General features: G+C 32.5%; 17 protein-coding genes. 10 read left to right on the top strand and 7 right to left on the bottom strand.

Annotated elements, in window-relative coordinates; all coding sequences use genetic code 11:
* Positions 1-36: 36 nt before the first annotated feature.
* Positions 37-762 carry a lysozyme inhibitor LprI family protein gene (locus D3P13_RS08130; RefSeq protein WP_117881029.1) on the bottom strand — a complete coding sequence of 242 codons (726 nt, stop codon included), beginning with the start codon at positions 760-762 and terminating at the stop codon, positions 37-39.
* Between the two features lie 323 nt (positions 763-1085).
* Between D3P13_RS08130 and D3P13_RS08125 the strand changes: the two genes are divergently transcribed.
* Complete coding sequence (locus D3P13_RS08125) at positions 1086-1550, top strand: hypothetical protein (protein WP_232829156.1); 465 nt, start codon at positions 1086-1088, stop codon at positions 1548-1550.
* Between the two features lie 282 nt (positions 1551-1832).
* Here the strand turns inward: D3P13_RS08125 and D3P13_RS08120 are convergent, their stop codons facing one another.
* The 3 genes from D3P13_RS08120 to D3P13_RS08110 form a co-directional block, all read right to left on the bottom strand.
* Complete coding sequence (locus D3P13_RS08120; protein WP_117881024.1) at positions 1833-3056, bottom strand: toxin-antitoxin system YwqK family antitoxin; 1224 nt, start codon at positions 3054-3056, stop codon at positions 1833-1835.
* A gap of 190 nt (positions 3057-3246) precedes the next feature.
* Positions 3247-4254 (bottom strand): LLM class flavin-dependent oxidoreductase, encoded by a 1008-nt coding sequence (locus D3P13_RS08115; protein ID WP_117881021.1) that lies wholly within the window; start codon positions 4252-4254, stop codon positions 3247-3249.
* A 221-nt stretch (positions 4255-4475) separates the two neighbouring features.
* Positions 4476-5048 (bottom strand): DUF2911 domain-containing protein, encoded by a 573-nt coding sequence (locus tag D3P13_RS08110; RefSeq protein ID WP_117881018.1) that lies wholly within the window; start codon positions 5046-5048, stop codon positions 4476-4478.
* A 463-nt stretch (positions 5049-5511) separates the two neighbouring features.
* Between D3P13_RS08110 and D3P13_RS08105 the strand changes: the two genes are divergently transcribed.
* Both D3P13_RS08105 and yccS read left to right on the top strand, forming a co-directional pair.
* Positions 5512-6372, top strand: coding sequence for an outer membrane beta-barrel protein (locus D3P13_RS08105; protein WP_117881015.1), 861 nt, complete (start codon positions 5512-5514; stop codon positions 6370-6372).
* A gap of 338 nt (positions 6373-6710) precedes the next feature.
* Positions 6711-8849, top strand: a complete 2139-nt coding sequence (yccS, locus tag D3P13_RS08100) for a YccS family putative transporter (protein ID WP_117881011.1) — start codon at positions 6711-6713, stop codon at positions 8847-8849.
* Positions 8850-8956: 107 nt separating this feature from the next.
* Here yccS and D3P13_RS08095 read toward each other — a convergent pair whose 3' ends face one another.
* Both D3P13_RS08095 and D3P13_RS08090 read right to left on the bottom strand, forming a co-directional pair.
* Complete coding sequence (locus D3P13_RS08095; protein ID WP_117881255.1) at positions 8957-10006, bottom strand: ATP-grasp domain-containing protein; 1050 nt, start codon at positions 10004-10006, stop codon at positions 8957-8959.
* Positions 10007-10207: 201 nt separating this feature from the next.
* Positions 10208-11170 carry an NAD(P)-dependent alcohol dehydrogenase gene (locus D3P13_RS08090; protein ID WP_232829155.1) on the bottom strand — a complete coding sequence of 321 codons (963 nt, stop codon included), beginning with the start codon at positions 11168-11170 and terminating at the stop codon, positions 10208-10210.
* 349 nt (positions 11171-11519) lie between these two features.
* Between D3P13_RS08090 and D3P13_RS08085 the strand changes: the two genes are divergently transcribed.
* The 4 genes from D3P13_RS08085 (at position 11520) to D3P13_RS08070 (ending at position 15825) form a co-directional block, all read left to right on the top strand.
* The gene (locus D3P13_RS08085; protein WP_117881008.1) at positions 11520-12488 is read left to right on the top strand and encodes a sugar phosphate isomerase/epimerase family protein; all 969 of its coding nucleotides are present in this window, start codon (positions 11520-11522) and stop codon (positions 12486-12488) included.
* 74 nt (positions 12489-12562) lie between these two features.
* Positions 12563-13132, top strand: coding sequence for a Crp/Fnr family transcriptional regulator (locus tag D3P13_RS08080; protein WP_117881005.1), 570 nt, complete (start codon positions 12563-12565; stop codon positions 13130-13132).
* Between the two features lie 100 nt (positions 13133-13232).
* Positions 13233-13973, top strand: coding sequence for an acyl-CoA desaturase (locus tag D3P13_RS08075; protein WP_117881249.1), 741 nt, complete (start codon positions 13233-13235; stop codon positions 13971-13973).
* Between the two features lie 193 nt (positions 13974-14166).
* Complete coding sequence (locus D3P13_RS08070; RefSeq protein WP_117881002.1) at positions 14167-15825, top strand: FAD-dependent oxidoreductase; 1659 nt, start codon at positions 14167-14169, stop codon at positions 15823-15825.
* A 50-nt stretch (positions 15826-15875) separates the two neighbouring features.
* Here the strand turns inward: D3P13_RS08070 and D3P13_RS08065 are convergent, their stop codons facing one another.
* The gene (locus D3P13_RS08065) at positions 15876-17078 is read right to left on the bottom strand and encodes an acyl-CoA dehydrogenase family protein (protein WP_117880999.1); all 1203 of its coding nucleotides are present in this window, start codon (positions 17076-17078) and stop codon (positions 15876-15878) included.
* Between the two features lie 328 nt (positions 17079-17406).
* On the opposite strand from D3P13_RS08065, the gene D3P13_RS08060 reads away from it, so the two are divergent.
* From D3P13_RS08060 to D3P13_RS08050, 3 genes are all read left to right on the top strand, one after another.
* The gene (locus D3P13_RS08060) at positions 17407-18018 is read left to right on the top strand and encodes a DEAD/DEAH box helicase (protein WP_117880996.1); all 612 of its coding nucleotides are present in this window, start codon (positions 17407-17409) and stop codon (positions 18016-18018) included.
* A 56-nt stretch (positions 18019-18074) separates the two neighbouring features.
* The gene (gene thiE / locus D3P13_RS08055; RefSeq protein WP_117880969.1) at positions 18075-18719 is read left to right on the top strand and encodes a thiamine phosphate synthase; all 645 of its coding nucleotides are present in this window, start codon (positions 18075-18077) and stop codon (positions 18717-18719) included.
* Between the two features lie 139 nt (positions 18720-18858).
* Positions 18859-19758 (top strand): EamA family transporter, encoded by a 900-nt coding sequence (locus D3P13_RS08050; protein ID WP_117880966.1) that lies wholly within the window; start codon positions 18859-18861, stop codon positions 19756-19758.
* Positions 19759-19847: the final 89 nt, after the last annotated feature.

Here is a 19847-nt window from a genome sequence, read left to right as displayed (position 1 = left end):
ATTGGCTGTGGTTTTATACTATTTGCAACTGGCTTTTTATTCTTCTTCAAACTCAAACCATTTTTTTAGCATATAAACTTCATCAATTTTCTTACCTGCTTTAAGGATCTCAATTCGTAAAAAGTCATTTTCAGTAGCCACATACTTTAATTTCAAATCTTTCATTTCGTTGGTGTCATAAAACGCTCCGTATTTGCAATCAAACGGATTGTTTTTTACTTCATTGGTAAAAATAGATAGTAAAATCATTTTTGCTGAATACACATCTTTCTTTGCATATCCGAAAATACGATGGTCTTTTTTCATGTTGGCTGTCATCCAAATTGACCCATCTTTTCTTATAGATGCTTTTTCCATCGTATCAGTACTAATACTTTCTAAAATTTTAACTGATCCATTACAGACATCTCCTTCTTCTCCACCGACAATCCATTTTTGAAGGGTTTTAATTCGATTATCAGTTAATTCTTTCATATAAGAAGCTCGACAAATTGGATGGACTGAACCATATTCACTGTGACTTGGATATTTCATTTCCATTTCTGCATCACGAAATTGTATCCATATGCGTTGCGATTTTTTTAAATTCTCTAGAAAAGAGGGATCTGTCTTATATTCTGATAAAATCGTTTTGTAGGTTTCATTTAATATCTTGTCAGATGCATTAAATTCTGCATTGGCTTGTTTATTCATTTCCGCTTGAGTTTGCGAAAAACAAGCTAAATTGAAAGTCAGAAATAATCCGATAAAAATGTTTTTCATGATAAGGTTAGTTTTTAATAGTATTGATTTATGTGTTTGTAAATAGTTTGATAATTATTGTTTTCAGGCTGTTGCTAATTATTGTATAAACGTATACTTTTATATTGATTATTGGCTTAAAGATAATTATTTTATAAACTTTGATGAACTAGCAATTATTGAATCTCTTAAATAGATGTTTAAACTAAAATTCTATAGTTGAATTAAACATATGTTCAACTTCACCTCTACCCTAACTTTGTGCTAACCTATATATTATAAAATTTCTAAATTCTGTATGTTCTCCTGTTTTGTTTATCTTTATATAAAATAAAAATATGAAAATGATACTTTCTATTTTCTTTAGTATATCTATAATTCTTAGTGCTTGTACCACTAAAGAGGAACCTATAAATAACGAAAATGATAAATTGGTAGCTATTGTAAGTGTAGTTTCTTCAGGTACCGAGAATGCCTACAATTTTAGTGTTGGTATTTCTAGTCCGGATACTGGTTGTAATCAATATGCAGATTGGTGGGAAGTTATTGCAGAAGATGGTACGCTTTTGTACCGCAGAATTTTAGACCATAGTCACGTAAATGAACAGCCTTTTGTAAGATCTGGAGGAACCATAGAGATATCCAGTACTCAAATTGTAATTATTAGAGCTCATATGAATACTTCTGGTTACGGAATACTAGCCTTTAAAGGCTCCGTAGATCAAGGGTTTAAATCAACGACACTGGATGAGGGTTTTTTACAAAATTTGGCTAGCGTAGCACCTTTACCAACAGGTTGTGCTTTTTAGGAATTAATAATTAGAGTGTCAATTCTGACATTTTAGGAATGACCTCTTGTATTGAAGATATCTTTTTGCTAATTAGAAACCTTTATTTGATAGGATTGTAGAGCGATGTGAATACATACTGAATGATATAAAGTCTAGCGTCTTAGGTTTCGTCATGTTGGGGTCTATTTCTTTTATTTATAAATTCTACTCCTGCATTATTTCTGCAAATTATTCATAACATTTAATTCTATTATTTACATCATAAATATGGGTTACTCGTGAAAACAAAAAAATCCCTATTTACAATTTCGCAGTCTCTTTATATGCACCTGTTTTTAAATCATATAGAATTAAGGTTCCAGATCCATTTTTTAAGCTACCACTATGTATTCTTTTTCCTTTTATATTGTAGCACTCTAGAACGTTATAGGGCATTTCATTTTTGAAGCTTACTTTTCTGTGGAGTTTACCATTGGTAAAAAAAATGTTGGCAAGAAGCATTTTTCCATCTGCATATTCAACTTCCGTTTCTATTTTCCCCTCTTCATTGTATTTGCTTACAATTCCATGATATTCATTCTTTTTAAAATTGCCTTTTTCTTTTATATTCCCATTTTCGTAATAGGAAGTATAAGGTCCCTCTAAACTACCATTTATAGCAATAGATTCATAGGTCAGTTTTTCTTTGTATCTTTTATTGATACACGTTACAAGTGTATCGTTGCTATAATCACATTTATATAGTTCTCTTCCTTTTTTATCATAGGTTGTCCATATGCCACTTATTTTATCTTCTATATAAGTGCCTTCCTTTTTCAGTGTACCATCATCAAAAAAATCTTTATAAGCTCCATGCCGTCTATAGTTCCTTAAGCCTGATCTATTTGTTCTATAGTTAATGATAGTCGTTTTATATTCATATGCCCCATAATCATGCGTATCATCATTGGCATAACTTCTTTCTTCGCAATCTTTATAAGCTGCACTATAGGTGCATTTTTCAATCAAATCGCCCCTGAGATTAAAATCTCTAGTAACACCCGTACTTATGTTACCATTTAGATACTCTAGTTTATCAATCCACTTGCCATCTTCATTATACCATATATATTCTTTTTCTAATTTTGCATTCTCATTATAATATCCTTTTTCACGTAATTGCTTATTTTCATGATACCTTTTAAATGGACCAAACCATCGTCCATTCACACAATTTATTTCAGACAAAACAGCACCGTTTTTATGATACCAAAATTGGATACCTTCTTTTTTACCATCAATTCTATGATCTATAGATTGAATCATTTTGGTACCATGATAGTAGACTTTATCTTCTTTATATTCTCTTTTATTGTGTTTGTACGTTTTCATTTCACGCCAAACAGTCCCGTCAGAATTGTAAACTTTTATTATTTTAATTTTTCCATATACAGGATCTTTAATAACAGTCTTCTTGCTTTTTTGGGCATAACTATTAGAAATTAAACATAGATTAACTAAAGTAAGAATAATCAATTTATACATTTATGGAGTTTTCTTGTTGTTGTACTAAAATTTTAAATTCAGGTACTTGTTATTTATGAATCAAATATAAGTGCATTCTTATGGAGTATGTATAACGCATTTATATTCGCTTGTTACAAACCTTTATTTGTTATGGTTTAATAAAGATGTGAATCCGTACAGATAGTTATGATGACTAGCGTCTTTTTATTTATATATTCAATTCCTTCATTATTTCTGCAAATAATTCGTACGATTTAATTCTGTCATGTGCATCATAAATATTAGTAACCGCTATAAGTTCATCTGCCTCCGTTTGCTCCATAAATGCTTTAACCTGAGCTTTAACGGTGGCTTTACTGCCAATAAAAGAATACTTTAACATTTGATGCACTTGAGGATGTTTCAAAATCTCCTTTAAATCATTGGTCAGGTCTGTTGGAGGTTTAACATAGTCACGATTACCGGTAAATATGCCTACAATCAATCGTATTAATGAGGTTGACAAGCGTTGAGCTTCTTCATCAGTATCGGAAACGATAATATTTACTCCCGCCATAACATATGGTTTTTGTAATACTTCTGAAGGCTGAAACTCATTACGGTAAATTTTTAGAGCAGCTTCTAAATGCGTAGTCGCAAAATGACTAGCAAAAGCATAAGGCAATCCTTTTTTTGCTGCCAAATGAGCACTGTCTGTACTAGAGCCTAAAATGTAGATAGGCACATCAACACCTTCTGCAACGGTGGCACGTACTTTAGAAGTAGCATTGGCAGTTGAAAAGTATCTCTGAATTTTTTCCAACTCGTTGGGGAAGGATTGTGCCGCTTGCATAAAATCTGTGCGGATAGCTGCTGCGGTTTCTCTGTCTGTACCCGGAGCTCTCCCTAAACCTAGATCAATTCGTTTGGGATATAAAGAAGCTAAGGTTCCAAATTGCTCCGCTATAATTAGTGGCGAATGATTGGGTAACATAATACCACCAGAACCGATGCGAAGTGTATGGGTTCCTTGGGCAACATAACCAATTAAAATAGAGGTGGCACTACTGCCAATAGTTGACGCATTGTGATGTTCTGCTAACCAATAACGTGTGTAACCAGCTGTTTCAGCATGTTGAGCCAATTTTAAGCTGTTATTAAATGTTTGTGTAAGCGTTTGTCCTTCAGAAACTAAGGCGAGGTCTAAGATGGAGTATTTGGTATTTTTTGTTTTCATAATTGAAGTGTTTTCCGTCGTAATGGATTGGGATGAAAGTAGTCGTATTGTAATTAGTAATCTTACGCATTAGACGTATACAAAGATAATCACTTTTCATTTATTTTCGTCAATCTAAGAGGGGCTATTTAAATAGAAATGGGGTCTATTTTAAGCACAAAAAAACCACCTCATTTTTGAGATGGCTTCTTCGTATTGATTTATTAATTATTGTTTAGCTACTATAGCTGAGCTAATGCCTCTTCATTATTTATGGTTAATGGTATTTTTATTCTTGTAGTATCCCATCCCAACACCATTTGAGTGGTTTCTTTCTTTGTTTTAAATGCTATTGAAAATGATTCTAACATTTCTGCTTTAGCTACAGGGACTGAAATTCTTGCAACATCAAAGGTAGGATTGTATTGAAATGAACCTAATACATCTAAATTACTACTCAAAATTACTTCCCATTCATCTTCACCAGGTATGGTATACAAAACATAGGTACCTGAAGGGATATTTACACCACCAAAAACAACATCTTTGTAAAATTTAACTTCAGTAGCTTCATTGGCACCAGTTCTCCATATTTTATTATAAGGAACTTGATTGCCAAAAACTTCTTGTTTGTTTTTTGAAGGTCGACCATAAATTACTTTTATGATAGGCTTGGTTACTCTATTGGTTCTTAAATAAGAAATGTCATGTGGTGCTTTATCAATAGGATCAAATGATTGAGCATTGATAAATTCATAGTTAAAAAGAACGATAACTAATAATAAAGCGAGTTTTTTAAGATTTCTTGTATTCATATTATTTGAGATTATATGATGTTGACGCTTTGTTTATAGAAAATTTAATAAAACAAAGTAATAATTTATGGTTTGTTGTAATTATAACAGCTAATGAAATAAAATTCCTACCCTCCTCTTCTTCTTTTTTAGAAAATTATTTTCAAGTGACATCTGATTTCTGCATTTTTATAGACTACAGCAACTATGAAAATGTCGATTCTCCATGTGTATTTGAACTCCTTATAAAAACAATAATAAATGTGTAAAAAAGATAACGAATTAATATGCTGTACGTTAAACAGTAACTAGCAATCACATTCAATTTTTAACGTTTTTTTTAACATAAAATAAGGAAAAATAGAGCTCGTAAATCTGTTTAAAAATCATAAAAAAAGTACCTTTGTAGTCTATTTGAATTTGTGGTAAATAAGCCTCTTATTTCAATCATTTAAAAAGAAATAATCATATAAATTAAATAATCATGAAACATATAAGTATAGTGTTTATGGCCCTTTTAATAGGTACAATGTCTTATGCTCAATTACAGGTTTCTGTTAGTTCTGGCTATGCTATTGGTAGTGCAACCATGAAGCTAGGTGAAACCATTAATATATCTGAATCGGAAAGCTCTTATGGAAGTTATGGTGAAGGTGTAAATTTTCAAATCAGAGGAACTTATTTCTTTAATAAATCATTTGGTGTTGATGTAGGTTTAGGATATTTGCAAGGTACAGATCAAACCGTATCTAAAGTTAGCCTACCCAGTAACGAGGTTGAGGCCGTTGGTAGAGCACGTGCTTTTGGAGGTTCTGCTTCTGTAGTGTATAGATTTACCAATAATATTTATGGTCGTTTTGGTGCGTTGATAAAAGTAGCTGGTAAAACAGAAGCTGTGGTGTCTAATAAATCTGTTTTTTCGGAAGAAGAAGCTAATGCTGTTGGTGTGCCATTTGGATCTTATTCTCAGACCAATTATGTAGAAGATTTTCATGGGCAATTCCCTTTGGGTTTTGTGGGTGCTCTAGGTTATAAATATCAATTAACTACTAATTTGAGTGTTTTTGCGGAAGCAGAATATTATGGAATTAGTTTAAAACGTAAAGATTCTGAAATTCAAGAATTTAACACGGATATTGTTTTAGCAGATGGTACCGTTGCTGTAAGTAGTTTGTATTCACTAGATAACTTACCTGATGGATATTATAAAGAAACAACGTATGTTGATAACCTTTCTCATACGAATACTGATACCTCTAAAAAACTGGCAGAAAAAGTACCGTATTCTTCCTTCGGTATTAATTTCGGAATTACCTATCATTTTAATAAATTGGCTAAAAAGTAAAAAAGTTATGCAATTCCGAAGAGTTTAATTTATTTTAAGAATTGTATTTGAAAGAATTAATTATAAAGAAGTACTTAGAACCTGTCAAAACAATTGTTTTGACAGGTTTTTTCTTTGGAGATTGTACCAAACCTAGTATTTTACTCCTATTGCCTTTTATTCACAATTTACTTCATGTGTAAATCAAGAATCAGGTTATTCACTAAAAGAGAACCTTTACCACTATTTATTTAATAGTTATTTTCAGGAAATGAAAAGTAGCAATTACTGTTCGTTATTAAGCTCTATTGTTTAATTTTGCAGTCCATTAAAATTTTTTTACGCCTATATATTTTAAAATGAAGCATCTTACTTCTTATTTAAAAAAACAATCTTGGTTTACTTCATTTAGAACTTCTTTTTTAAGCAACCCAAATCGATTACCATCCGTTAAAGCAACTTTTGTTATTGGAGTTCTTGTGATTTTAATGGTGGGTCTAAACTTGCCTTTTTATGCAGTTACTTTAGGTTTAGGGGCACTTGCAGGGGCTCTGTCTGAAACGGATGATCATCCGAAGGGACGCTTAAAGTCAATGGCTTTAAAAGTGATTAGTTTTGCAATATCAAGTTTCTCGGTAGAATTGTTACAACCATATCCTATTTTATTGGGTATTGGACTCTCATTATCTACCATTGTTTTTATTTTAATTGGAGGCGTTAGTGAGCGTTTTAGGGGCGTAACCTTTGGTGCTTTGTTGGTGGGTATTTATACGATGATTGGGACTCAAATTAGTCCAAATTGGTATATCCAACCCATTTTACTAACCGCTGGAGCTTTTATTTATGGAATGTTTTCATACTTATTATTACGTTTAAAGCCCTATAGTCTATTAGAAGAACAATTGGCAAGAGGTTTTTCTGCTCTTTCCTTATATTTAAATGAGAAATCTAAACTTTTTCCAAGTGATAAAGCTGCTGTAAAAGAAATTAGAACAAAACTGGCACTGTTAAATGTGCAAACCGTTGAAGCATTAGACAGATGTAAAGAGGTGTTAAATAGTTACGGTGAATCACTAACCGATGAGAAACCGTTACAGCCCTATTTGTATTATTTTATGGTGTTGCAGAGTTTGCATGAACGTGCTGCTTCTAGTCACGAACGTTATGATTTACTAAGTGCCAATCCTTCAAATGATGAATTAATTGGTGGCATTCGTCAATTATTACATGAGCTCTCTACTGCTACCCAAAGTTTTGCAACTAGTTTATTGACAGGTGTGCCTTATGTACACCCTGTCGCTATAGATTGGTTAATCAATGCCGTTCATAATTCATTTAAAAATAATGAGCAAAAATTGTCACTTCCCATGAAGTTATTGATTCGTAATTTAACCCAGTCTCATGAAACTTTAAAAAATATTCACAAAAATTATGATACGTTGTCATTTCCTAAGTTAGAAAAAAACACACTTTCCTATTTTAAACGCTTTAAACTACAACTTAATATAAATTACCCTAAAATGCTTTATGCGTTGCGATTAAGTATTTCTTTCTTAATTGGATATTCCATATATAAGTATTTTAATATTGAGAAAGGAGAATGGATTGTCCTTACCATTTTATTTGTATTACAACCGAGTTATAGTGAGACTAGAAAACGACTTTTCCAGCGAATTTCAGGCACGTTGGCAGGTGTGATAATTGGTATTTTAGTGATCAAATTATTCACTTTTTCAGGGCAAATCGTTTTAATGCTGACTTCTGCTTATTTATTTTTCTTTTGGATGAAACGCAAGTATTCCATCAGTATCATTTTTATTACCATTTTTGTGTTGTGTGCTTTTAATATCATTGCTGATAAAGGGGTTGATGTTATGGCACCTCGATTAATAGACACGTTGATAGGTGCTTTTATTTCGTTTTTAGTGGTACGTTTTTTATGGCCAGATTGGCAATACAAAAAATTACCCAACCTAATAAGTGAAGTTATTCTTAAAAACACAGCCTATTTAAAAGCCATTTTAAATGAATATAAAAATCCAGTCACTGATGATTTAAACTATAGAATTGTAAGAAGAGAAGCACATAGGGCTGATAATGCATTAGTTATGGCTTGGCAAAACATGCAATTAGATCCTCAAAAACATCAAAAACTTAAAAAAACAGCATTTAGATTAACCTATTTAAATCACGCGTTACTTTCTTACTTGTCCGCACTTGGTGCCCATAGAAGTCAACATAAACAACCTTTAAATTTAGTATCATTTGAAAATCACATTTTAAATGCCTTAGATGAAGCTTTTGATTGGTTAGCAACGACAGATAATAGCGAAATAAATATTATTGCATTAAATTTAGAAGAAATACGAACACAATTACATCGTAAAAAGGAAGAAGAAATACGTATAGAATATAGTTTGTTGTATAATATTACCGGAGTAACTATTGAAATTCTAGAACAGGCTAAACTTTTTAAGCAGACGAAGAACGATAATTAATGATTTGTAATATAGAAGGCCTATGCTTTCATACTTTTGTTTTTTTGATAAAGAAATTATGAAGGTTTTCTATCGCTACACACTATAGTTATTTGATATTTTATGAATTAGTATTTCCAGGCCTGTTGAAGCATATTATTCAGTAAATCGATATAATTCCAACCCATTTTTCTAGCAGCCAATAAGGTCAAACTATCTTGATTCTGTCTATGTGGTCTTGACGGTCCAGTCATATTGGGTTTCATATTTAAATCGAACAAAAAATAATTTTCATTTTCATTTGCACGACAATCTATTCGTATTGGTGCTTTGATATTTAATAATTGACCAGCTTTTTCACATTGTCGGTAAACTTCCTCAATTTTATTGGATTTTAATTCATTATCATTAAGCACAGAACTATTTTTCATTACGGCCACAACACCGTTATAAGTTGCAATACCGTTTTCGTGGTTAAATCTTTTTACGGCAGGAAGACACCAAGGTTTCTTATAACTCTTTTCCAGTTTGTTAATTTTATAATTACCAGTTGGCATTACCGTTACCGTTATTTCTTGGCCACTTAAAAATTGTTCGACATATATCGAATTTCCGTATTCTTTTTTTGAGAATATTTTGTTAAGTATTTTGTCTAATTCTTTGCGATTTGCAACTAATTGAACCCCTTGACTGCCTCGTCCTCTCAAAGGCTTAACAACTATTGGGAAATCAATTTCCAATGTATAATCAGACAAGTTTTCGACTGAAATCAATTTACACTCAGGAATACTAATTTGGTTTTTTCTTAAAAACATATTCGTAAAATATTTGTCATCGTAAAGATCTACTTGACTAGGAAATTGACCCAAAAATTCAATATTTTGATTAAAGAAGTGCTCTACTTCATGGTTTTTGTATAAAACAGTATTTAACCATAGCGTGTTTGCTCCTTTATCTAATGCCCTTTGAATTCCTTTTTTTGTGTCCGGAAAAACCCAATCCAAATCATTTTCAATTTTAGGATTATCAACAGGTGTAATGATATTTTTTCCATTCTTTACGAGTTCACAGGCAATATCTGCACCGCTATCAGCATATCCTCCAGGTTTCATTGGTTTTTGACTGCCATTTCTAATTGGAGGAAGTTTTGCTTGGTATAAAATGGCTATGGTTTGCATATTTTTTTTCAAGTTTATCACTACACTAAAGCAAGTAATAAAATATAATACATCTAGTTGTTTATTACTTATTCAGACTCCTTTCACTTGGTTTGTTTAGGTAATGGTTTTTAAATTTTCACTACTATTTTGTTCTTGATATTTTTTTAAAAGACCTATAGTTACTTATTAAGTTACCATTTTTTTAGTTTATTTACATTTTTAAACATTGATTATTACATTTCCTGTTTTCTCTCCTTTGAGCACATATTCGTAAGCTTTAGATATATCTTCCAAGACATATTCACGGTCAATTACGGGTTTGAAATTTCCTTTAGCCAATTGATTGCTTATATAAGGTATTGTTTTCTGCTTGCTATAGGGAACAGGAAAGATTACTTTTTTTTTAAATACTAAAGTGAATAAAGCGTAAAAAATATTTTGGGAATAGGGACCTAACTCGGATGATATATAAATCCCATTTTTTTTTAGTAAAGGTTTACACTTTCCGAATGTGCTTTTGCCAACTGCATCAAATATAAAGTCATATGTATCATTGTCATCTGTAAAGTCTTTTTCAGTATAATCGTAAATTTTATCAGCACCTAAAGACTGCATTAGATTGACGTTTTTAGTGTTACAGGTTGCTGTTATTTTGACATCATATTGTCTTACAAATTGCAAGAGAGCTGAACCAATGCCACCAGTAGCCCCATTTATTAGAATATTTTGATCTGGTTGGATAGTTACTTTATGAATGAACGTATAAGCATAATTGGCTCCTTCTAAGCTTGCAGCCGCTTGTTTATAGTCTATGTTTTCTGGAATAAGAAATACGTTTTCCTCCGTTTCTATTATATATTCAGCTTGTGATTCTGAACCTGTATCGTTAAATCCAAATACGGTATCATTAACTTTAAATGATTTTACATTTTTTCCTATTGATTTTACTTCACCTGCAAAATCTGTCCCCAATATGATTTTTCTAGGTCTAAACAATCCTAATACAAATCTCATAATAAAGGGCTTAGCGGTAAGGTTTGCACAATCTGTTCTATTTACCGTAGTTGCATAAACTTTAATTAAGATCTCATTGTCTTTCGGAATAGGTTTTTCAATATTCTCAACCTTAATTTGATTTGACGAGCCATATTTCCTACGTATTGAAGCTTTCATTTTTGACATTTTCATTTTTTTAATTCAAATTACTTTAACTAGTAAATCAATATCGTTACAAATGCTTCCGAATTGTTACTAAATTTGGTATTTTTTAATTAGTGGTAGATTTTAAAATGGTAGATAATATATGGAAATATTCTCATTTAATACTATTTTAATTTTCTAAACATCTTATTATTAACATGCTAAAATTTAATACTGTAATTATATTTTAGGAGTAAACAAGTTTTTATTTTCATGAATTCAGTAAAAAAATAAGAATTGTGCAATTTAAATCTCAATGTTAAACTTGAAAAGCCCATCAAAAATAATTAACTTCATACCATATAAAATCACAAACTAATTACACCACAAAATGAGTTCAGATTCAACTAATTATTCTAGAAGGGAGTTTGCCAAACTTTCAGCACTGGGGCTTGCAAGTATTCCATTATTATCATTTCAAAATGGATTAGAAAAAATAGATTCGTCAATGGCAACACCTCTTAATGTGCACTTGTTTTCCAAACACTTACAATTTCTTAATTATAACGATATGTCAGCCGCTGCTGTAGAAATGGGATTTGATGGAATCGATTTGACAGTACGCCCCAAAGGACATGTGTTGCCAGAAAATGTAAAAGAGGATTTACCGAAAGCGGTGGAGGCTATGAAAAAACACGGTCTGCAACCTAAAATGATGTCCACCAATGTTTGGGATGCGAACATCACAGTGCAAAAAACAGTGCTGGAAACGGCAAGTACCTTAGGTTTTACTAATTATCGTACCAATTGGTTGAAGTACCCAGAAGATATCTCCATTACTGAAAGTCAAGCCTTATATGGACGACAGGCCAAAGATTTGGAAATACTCAATGAAAAATTAGGACTTATTGGTGGCTATCAAAATAATTCAGGAATGAATGTAGGTGCACCTATCTGGGATCTTCTCCCTATTTTAGAAGCCACCAATGGCAAATTTATGGGAAGCCAATACGATATCAGGCATGCTGTTGTTGAAGGTGGCGAGTGTTGGGAGCTGGGATTACGGCGTATAAAACCGTTGATTAATTCTATTGTAATTAAAGATGTAAAGTGGGGCGTTGTAGATGGTAAATGGGAGCCCATTAATGTGCCTTTAGGGGAAGGTATGGTTGATTTTAAACTTTATTTTTCATTACTTAAAAAATATGAAATCAATGTACCTGTTTCATTACATGTTGAGTATGATTTAGGTGGTGCAGAACAAGGCCTTGATAAAATTACGATGCCCCAAAAAGAAGTTTTAAGACGAATAAAAAAGGACTTGGTGTATTTACAAGAAGCTTGGGAAAAGGCAGAATAGTAAGTTGAAAAAATAAGATAAAAAACTACAGAGAAAACCTATATTTGTCAGCTAAATAAGTATTATTAAAAGTTTTGGAACAAATAAAAGCTCACTTAGATCAAATTGCTACCCTCTCTAAATTTGATTGGGAGTTTTTTATGTCAAAACTACATCGTAGGGTTATCCCGAAGAAAACGGTGTTTTTAAAACTCAATGAAATAGAGAATCATATCTCTTTTATTGAATCTGGTGTGGTACGCTTATATATTCCAAAAGATAATCCAGAAAAAGAAATCACTTTTGGCTTTAGTTTTGAAAATCAGTTTATTAGTGCTTATGATTCGTTTTTGACTCAGAAACCTTCGGCTTATGAACTTCAGGCACTTACAGAAACTACCCTAGTGAGTATTAGCTATAATGATTTACAAGACGTTTATAAAACGACACAAATAGGAAATCTGATTGGTAGATTGACTGCTGAACGTCTCTTTTTAATAAAATCTAAACGCGAACAGAACTTATTAAATTTATCGGCAGAAGAACGCTATATGAAATTGTTTAAGGATCGTCCAGAACTCTTAAAGGAAGTGCCATTAAAATATGTCAGCTCTTATATTGGGGTTACAGCACAGGCCTTGAGCAGGATTAGGAAACGTTTGTAAGATCAATTATTGTTCTTTTTGAGCTTTCCATAACATGTCATTTATTGATTTGGGTTCATTGTTTAGCTCAGATTATCAAATTATCTTTGAAAAAAAAGTTATGACGATAATTATCTTCGTTCTAGTGCTCTGGTATGGAAGTCTGTTTTTTCAGTCTTTCTTTTTACATCGCTATGCCGCTCATCAAGTTTTTACCATGTCTAAAACCATGGAACGTATTACATTTGTGTTAACTTGGATTTTTCAAGGTTCTAGTTATTTAAGTGCATATGGTTATGGAATAATGCATCGTATACATCATGCGTATACAGATACAGAAAAAGATCCGCACTCGCCCTCTTATGATGCCAATTTATTTGCGATGATGTGGAAAACAAAAACCATTTACCAAGATATTAATAAAGAACGTATTACTATTGAAGAGCGTTTTACCAAAAACGTTCCGCAATGGAAAGGGTTTGATAATTTTGCAAGCTCACGCTTTTCTAGAGTATTGTGGTTGGTACTTTATACTTTGTTTTTCGTTTTCTTTACCACAGCATTATGGCAATGGTTATTATTACCTGTCGCTTTTTTAATGGCACCTATTCATGGGGTTATCATTAATTGGTTCGGTCATATTTATGGTTATGTGAATTTTAAAATGAAAAATACGAGTAAGAATCTCTTTCGTTTTGATTTTTTAATGATGGGTGAAGGCTACCATAATAACCATCATAAATATGCAAGTAGAGCCAATTTTGGTGTAAAATGGTATGAGGTAGATGTAACCTATTTGATTATAAAATTATTGAATTTTTTAGGTATAATTAAGTTGAAGTCAATTAAGATAAAATCCTAATTAATAGTATTTTATAATTTATTTTTTTACGATGTCAATTGAGTCCAACTTAAACTTAATTAGACTATCTCTTTTATTCGCGAAAGTGAAGATTCTTGAGATTGTAAAAATTCAACTTCCCTCCCATTTTTTTTAGATCAGTACATTTTGATGTAAAGATACCATTGTACTCAGTATTTAGTATCTTTGGGTTATGAGAAAAATCACCTACGTTTTCGTCGTGTTCCTAACCTTATTATTAACGTTTCCAAATTCAATAATTAGCCAAAATAAAGATTCTGATTCAACTGCAGATATCATTATTTATGGAGGTACTTCTGCTGCTATTATTGCTGCGGTAGAAGCTAAAAAATATGGTAAATCTGTTATTGTAGTTTCACCTGATATCCATTTAGGTGGGTTAACTTCTGGTGGTCTAGGGTGGACTGATACCGGTGATAAAAGTGTTATTGGAGGGTTGTCGAGAGATTTTTATCATAGGGTTTATATGCATTACAATACCAATGAAGCATGGAATTGGCAACCAAAAGAGGGGTATGGTAATAAAGGGCAAGGTACGAGAGCGATGGATGGTGAAAGTCGCACCATGTGGATATTTGAACCACATGTGGCTGAGCTTATTTTTGAAGATTTTGTTAAAGAATATGGTGTTCAAGTAGAGAGAGATGAATGGCTTAATCGTGAAAATGGAGTTGAAGTTGAAGATGGGAAAATTATATCAATAACCACCTTGAGTGGTAAAACATATTCTGGAAAGGTGTTCTTAGATGCTACCTATGAGGGTGATTTAATGGCAGCCGCAGGTGTAAGTTATCACGTAGGTAGAGAAGCTGGAAGCGTATATAATGAAGAATGGAATGGTGTTCAAACAGGTGTTTTACATCATAAACATTGGTTTTTATCTGATATTTCACCTTATGTAGTTCCTGGTGATGATACAAGTGGTGTATTGCCAAGAATTTCTACAGTATCTCCTGGAAATAAACATGATGGTGATGATAAAATTCAGGCCTATTGTTTTAGAACATGCATGACGAATCATGAAGCCAACAAGGTACCGTTTCCAAAGCCTGAAAACTATGACCCGCTGCAATATGAATTATTAGCAAGATCATTGGCAACGGGACGCGATGATTTTTTTGAAAAATTTGATGGCATTCCCAATTACAAAACAGATACCAATAACCACGGTCCTTTGAGTAGTGACAATATTGGAATGAATTATGATTATCCAGAAGCCTCGTACGACCGAAGAAAAGAGATCATAAAGGAACATGAAGATTATCAAAAAGGCTTTTATTGGTTTGTAGCCAATGACCCAAGGATACCTAAGGATATTCAAATGGAAATGCAAAAATGGGGTTTAGCAAAAGACGAATTTACAGATAATGGAAACTGGCCACACCAAATATATGTGAGAGAAGCACGGAGAATGATAGGGCAATTTATAATGACAGAAAACGAATTGTTAAAAAAACGACCGACTCCAAATCCGATAGGAATGGGATCTTATACTATGGATTCTCATAATACGCAGCGGTATATAAAAGCTGATGGTTTTGTTCAAAATGAAGGCGATATTGGTGTGAACACTAAAGGACCTTATGCCATTTCATACGGTGCGTTAGTACCGAAAAAGGAGGAGTGTACAAATTTACTGGTCCCAGTTTGTGTATCGTCAAGTCATATTGCCTTTGGGTCTATGCGAATGGAACCTGTTTTTATGATTTTAGGTCAATCTTCAGCGGTAGCAGCAGTATTGGCTATTGACAACAATGTAGCCGTACAAGATGTGGACTATGAAATGCTTAAAAATGCCTTAGAGGAAAAAGGACAAGTTTTAAAAAAATAGGTCTATTCTCGTAGTCGTAAAATCTTAGTGTGTTTTAACTTCTTTATAGGTTAAAAAGGCTTTTTCTTGGCTTTTTTTAGCTCTTGGAACAATTCTTTAAATAAACCACGAGCAATCAATATTTTCATGATTTCATTGGTGCCTGCGTAAATTCTTGCGACTCTATTATCGGCATACATTCGAGCAATTGGGTAATCCCATATATATCCATAACCACCAAACAATTGTAGGCATTCATCTACTACGTTACCATGCATTTCTGTTGCTGAATACTTTGCGATGGAGGCACTTTCTGACGTCAGTTGATGGGCTGCTAATAATAGCGTACAGCGATCTAAAAAAGTTTGATGTATTTGTAATTGTGAAGTGCATTCTGCAAGTTTAAATTGTGTATTTTGAAATCCAGCAATGGGTTGTTTAAAAGCGGTTCTTGTAGATGTATAGGCAATTGTTTTTTCTATGGCTCCTTCTGCCCCACCAATAGCATTAAGTGCTACGGTTAAACGTTCTCTAGCCAATTCGGTCATCATTATTTTAAATCCCAATCCTTCTTCTCCTAATAAATTTTCTTTAGGAACTTTTACATTATCAAAAAATAATTCACAAGTATCTTGGGCTTTCATTCCTATTTTCTTGAAAGGAATTCCTTTTTCAAAACCTTCATAACTACTTTCCATAATTAACAACGACACACCCTCTTTTTCTGTACCCGAATTCGTTTTTACAGCGACAATAGACATATCGCACATAAAACCATTGGTTATAAATGTTTTTTGTCCATTTACCACATAATGATCGTCTTTCTTTACCGCCGTTGTTTTGATGGCTTTAAGATCGCTACCACAGTTAGGTTCCGTCATGCCAATAGATGTTATGAATTTGCCTGTTGCCATTTGTGGCAGGTACTTTTGCTTTTGAGCCTCAGTACCATATTTTAAGAGATAGGGAGCAACAATATCTGAATGCAATGAAAAACCGGGACCTGTGATGCCTTCTTTCGCCATTTCTTCAATAAACAGGGCGTTAAAGCTGAAGTCCAGTCCACTTCCACCATAATCTTCAGGCATATCCATACACAGTAAACCCAATGCACCAGCTCGTTCCCAAAGTTCTCTTGGAACCATTCCTTTTTTCTCCCAATCATCGAGATGGTCAATAATTTCATTTTTGATGAAATCTTGAATCATGGCTTGCATCATTTTATGCTCTTCTGATGTGTATATTTCACGTTCTAATAAAACATGTTGTAACATAGTTCCTGATTTTTAATGAATTGTTTTCATAAATTTGAGTACCACACCTCACTATTCTTAATTTTATAAATAACGAACGAAGTCATTTACCTGCTAGATTTGAATAGAATAATTGTCATTAAAGTTACGCAATAGTTTACGAACTTGTTGTTTCTTTTTTATTTGATAAATATCCACAGAGTCATTTGTCCAGAAAATTACCCTGTATAAATGCTCAATAGAAAAAAAAACGAGCATTTAGTAGTATATTTGCCTCAATTATGTTCTCGATACCAGCAAAATTGCATGGCACTCGAACTTACACTAAAAAGTAATCTTATTAGTTTCTATGCCTTTTAAAAAATTACATTCCGACATTCAAGAGAAGTTAGAAATTCAAAAAATTAGTACTCCTACTCCATTTCAAGGCAAGAGTATTCCTGTTATAAAAAGTGGTGCAAATCTTTATGGATTGGCCCCAAAAGATAGTGGAAAAACAACCACTCTGATTCTTACCACCCTACAAAAGTTAAATTTTGAACCCAAAGGAGATTCACCTAGAGCTATGGTTTTGGTAGAGAATAAGGAAATAGCCTTAGCCATGTATGATGCTTTTTTAAAATTCACAAAAAACAGTGGATTACGTGTTTATGTGGGGTATGATCAGCTTCATATTGATGTGCAAAAGTCAGAAATTTATGAAGGTGTAGATATTCTTATTTCTACTCCAAGAACATTAAAAAAGTTGTTTTTATTAAATGGCGTAAACACTTCGCAATTACAACTCTTTAGCTTAGATAATGCTGAATTTTTAGCCAAAAGTTCGTCGTATGATGCCTTTTTAACAGTGACTCAGAGTATTACTAAATGTCAGTATGTGTTTTACTGTGAAAAAACACATTCCGTTTTAAAACGTTTTAAGTCTAGTTTTATGGAACATTCAAAAACAATTTCTATTTAGGATTTTAAAAAAAATAGACCTCTTTTTTTAACTCTATTTTTCTATAATACACAACTATGATTATACCTAAACTTCATTATATTTCTCAAGGCATTACTCCAGCAGCCCATTTAGAGCATATCCAAAAAGCATGTACATCAGGTTCTGAATTGGTGCAATTACGGTTAAAGAATATTTCAGAAAAAAAGTATTTGAAATTTGCTGAAGAGGCTAGGGAAATTACAGCTCATTTTCAAACGCGATTAATTATTAATGATAATTATAAAATAGCAAAAGCAGTAAAAGCTGATGGTGTACATTTAGGGAAAACAGATGCCAGTGCTACAGAAGCTAGAAAGCACTTATATACTTGGCAGCTTATTGGCGGTACGGCAAATACAGTGCAAGATTGTGAAGCATTACTTGCTAAAGAAGTTGATTATATTAGTTTAGGTCCTTTTCGATTTACCACAACTAAAGAAAACCTACCTTCTGTTTTAGGGCTAGATGGATATACTACACTACTTAAAGCATTAAAAACAGAAACTCCCATAATTGGTGTTGGTGGAATTACCACAGCAGATGTTGCAGATATTTTAGCGACAGGAATTGCAGGAATAGCAGTATCTGAAGCCATAACGAAGGATTTTAATACCATTAGAACCTTTAATCAATTGCTAAATGCTTCCGTAACTGCAGAACAGCCTTATAAATTTGAATAATTTATAATTTTGAAAACAAATTAGGGTTGTAAATTAATGTCTATCTCTTTAAAATAGGATATTTTTTGTGATCTTTAATTTGGTAAAAAAACACTTCATTTTCCAAGTCTAAAGTGGCTTAAAAAACTATATTCGCGGCATGTGGATGTATTTGGGCTTATTGGCCGCACTTTTTTTAGGTTTACATAATTTATGTAAGAAACATGCGGTACAAGGAAACGAAGTTTTTCCTGTGTTGTTGGGGACCATTACTTCTGGTTTTCTAATTCTTCTCCCCTTTTTTATCGGTTCGGTTTATTTTCCAGAAGGCACGAAAGAATTGGGTTTTTATATTACACGTATTCCATGGGAAACTCATGGTTTTATTTTTATTAAGTCGATGATAATGGCAGCTTCATGGATTTTAGCATATCAAGCTTTAAAACATTTGCCATTAACTATAGTAACCCCAATACGTTCAGCAGGACCCTTTTTTACCTTTATAGGTGCAATTTTAATTTATAATGAGACGCCTAAGTTTTTACAATGGATTGGTTTTTTTCTTATTATTTTTTCTGTAATGCTCTATTCTAAAATAGGAAAGCAAGAAGGAATCCATTTTAAGCGTAATAAATGGGTTTATGCCATTATTGCCGCTACTTTTTTAGGGGCAGCTAGTGGTTTATACGATAAGTTTTTAATTCAGAGTTTAACTTTGAATCCGCAAACTCTACAATTTTGGTTTTGTTGGTATACCATTTTAATTTTATTAGTCATTTTATCGATAACATGGTTTCCCTATAAGGAAAAACGTAAGGCATTTAAATGGCGTTGGACAATTGTAGCCGTTGGTGTTTTGTTACAAGCAGCTGATTATTTTTATTTTAAAGCGTTGCAAGATCCTGAAGCTTTAATTATGTTGCTATCAGCTATAAAACGGAGTCAATTGATTATCGCTGTTGTAATTGGTGGCCTTGTGTTTAAAGAACAAAATAAACGCAAAAAATTGGTACCATTAACGGGAATTTTAGTGGGGATCTTTTTGATTTTATATTCTTAGTAACTATGGTTTTACTCTTTCACTATTTTCACCTTTCTTGTAACAGATTCTGTTAGGTTTTGTTACTCATTTCCTATAGTTATCATATA

It is taken from the genome of Aureibaculum luteum, from assembly GCF_003449015.1.
Lineage (GTDB): Bacteria > Bacteroidota > Bacteroidia > Flavobacteriales > Flavobacteriaceae > Aureibaculum > Aureibaculum luteum.
This window is presented reverse-complemented; position numbering and strand designations above follow the sequence as displayed.

Bases quoted from the DNA above. Each gene is read 5' to 3' on its own strand.
- D3P13_RS08065 (WP_117880999.1), bottom strand. From the start codon at position 17,078: ATGTTACAACATGTTTTATTAGAACGTGAAATATACACATCAGAAGAG.
- D3P13_RS08110 (WP_117881018.1), bottom strand. From the start codon at position 5,048: ATGAATACAAGAAATCTTAAAAAACTCGCTTTATTATTAGTTATCGTT.
- thiE (WP_117880969.1), top strand. From the start codon at position 18,075: ATGATTATACCTAAACTTCATTATATTTCTCAAGGCATTACTCCAGCA.
- D3P13_RS08115 (WP_117881021.1), bottom strand. From the start codon at position 4,254: ATGAAAACAAAAAATACCAAATACTCCATCTTAGACCTCGCCTTAGTT.
- D3P13_RS08105 (WP_117881015.1), top strand. From the start codon at position 5,512: ATGAAACATATAAGTATAGTGTTTATGGCCCTTTTAATAGGTACAATG.
- yccS (WP_117881011.1), top strand. From the start codon at position 6,711: ATGAAGCATCTTACTTCTTATTTAAAAAAACAATCTTGGTTTACTTCA.
- D3P13_RS08075 (WP_117881249.1), top strand. From the start codon at position 13,233: ATGACGATAATTATCTTCGTTCTAGTGCTCTGGTATGGAAGTCTGTTT.
- D3P13_RS08060 (WP_117880996.1), top strand. From the start codon at position 17,407: ATGCCTTTTAAAAAATTACATTCCGACATTCAAGAGAAGTTAGAAATT.
- D3P13_RS08125 (WP_232829156.1), top strand. From the start codon at position 1,086: ATGATACTTTCTATTTTCTTTAGTATATCTATAATTCTTAGTGCTTGT.
- D3P13_RS08050 (WP_117880966.1), top strand. From the start codon at position 18,859: ATGTGGATGTATTTGGGCTTATTGGCCGCACTTTTTTTAGGTTTACAT.
- D3P13_RS08090 (WP_232829155.1), bottom strand. From the start codon at position 11,170: ATGTCAAAAATGAAAGCTTCAATACGTAGGAAATATGGCTCGTCAAAT.
- D3P13_RS08120 (WP_117881024.1), bottom strand. From the start codon at position 3,056: ATGTATAAATTGATTATTCTTACTTTAGTTAATCTATGTTTAATTTCT.
- D3P13_RS08130 (WP_117881029.1), bottom strand. From the start codon at position 762: ATGAAAAACATTTTTATCGGATTATTTCTGACTTTCAATTTAGCTTGT.
- D3P13_RS08085 (WP_117881008.1), top strand. From the start codon at position 11,520: ATGAGTTCAGATTCAACTAATTATTCTAGAAGGGAGTTTGCCAAACTT.
- D3P13_RS08070 (WP_117881002.1), top strand. From the start codon at position 14,167: ATGAGAAAAATCACCTACGTTTTCGTCGTGTTCCTAACCTTATTATTA.
- D3P13_RS08095 (WP_117881255.1), bottom strand. From the start codon at position 10,006: ATGCAAACCATAGCCATTTTATACCAAGCAAAACTTCCTCCAATTAGA.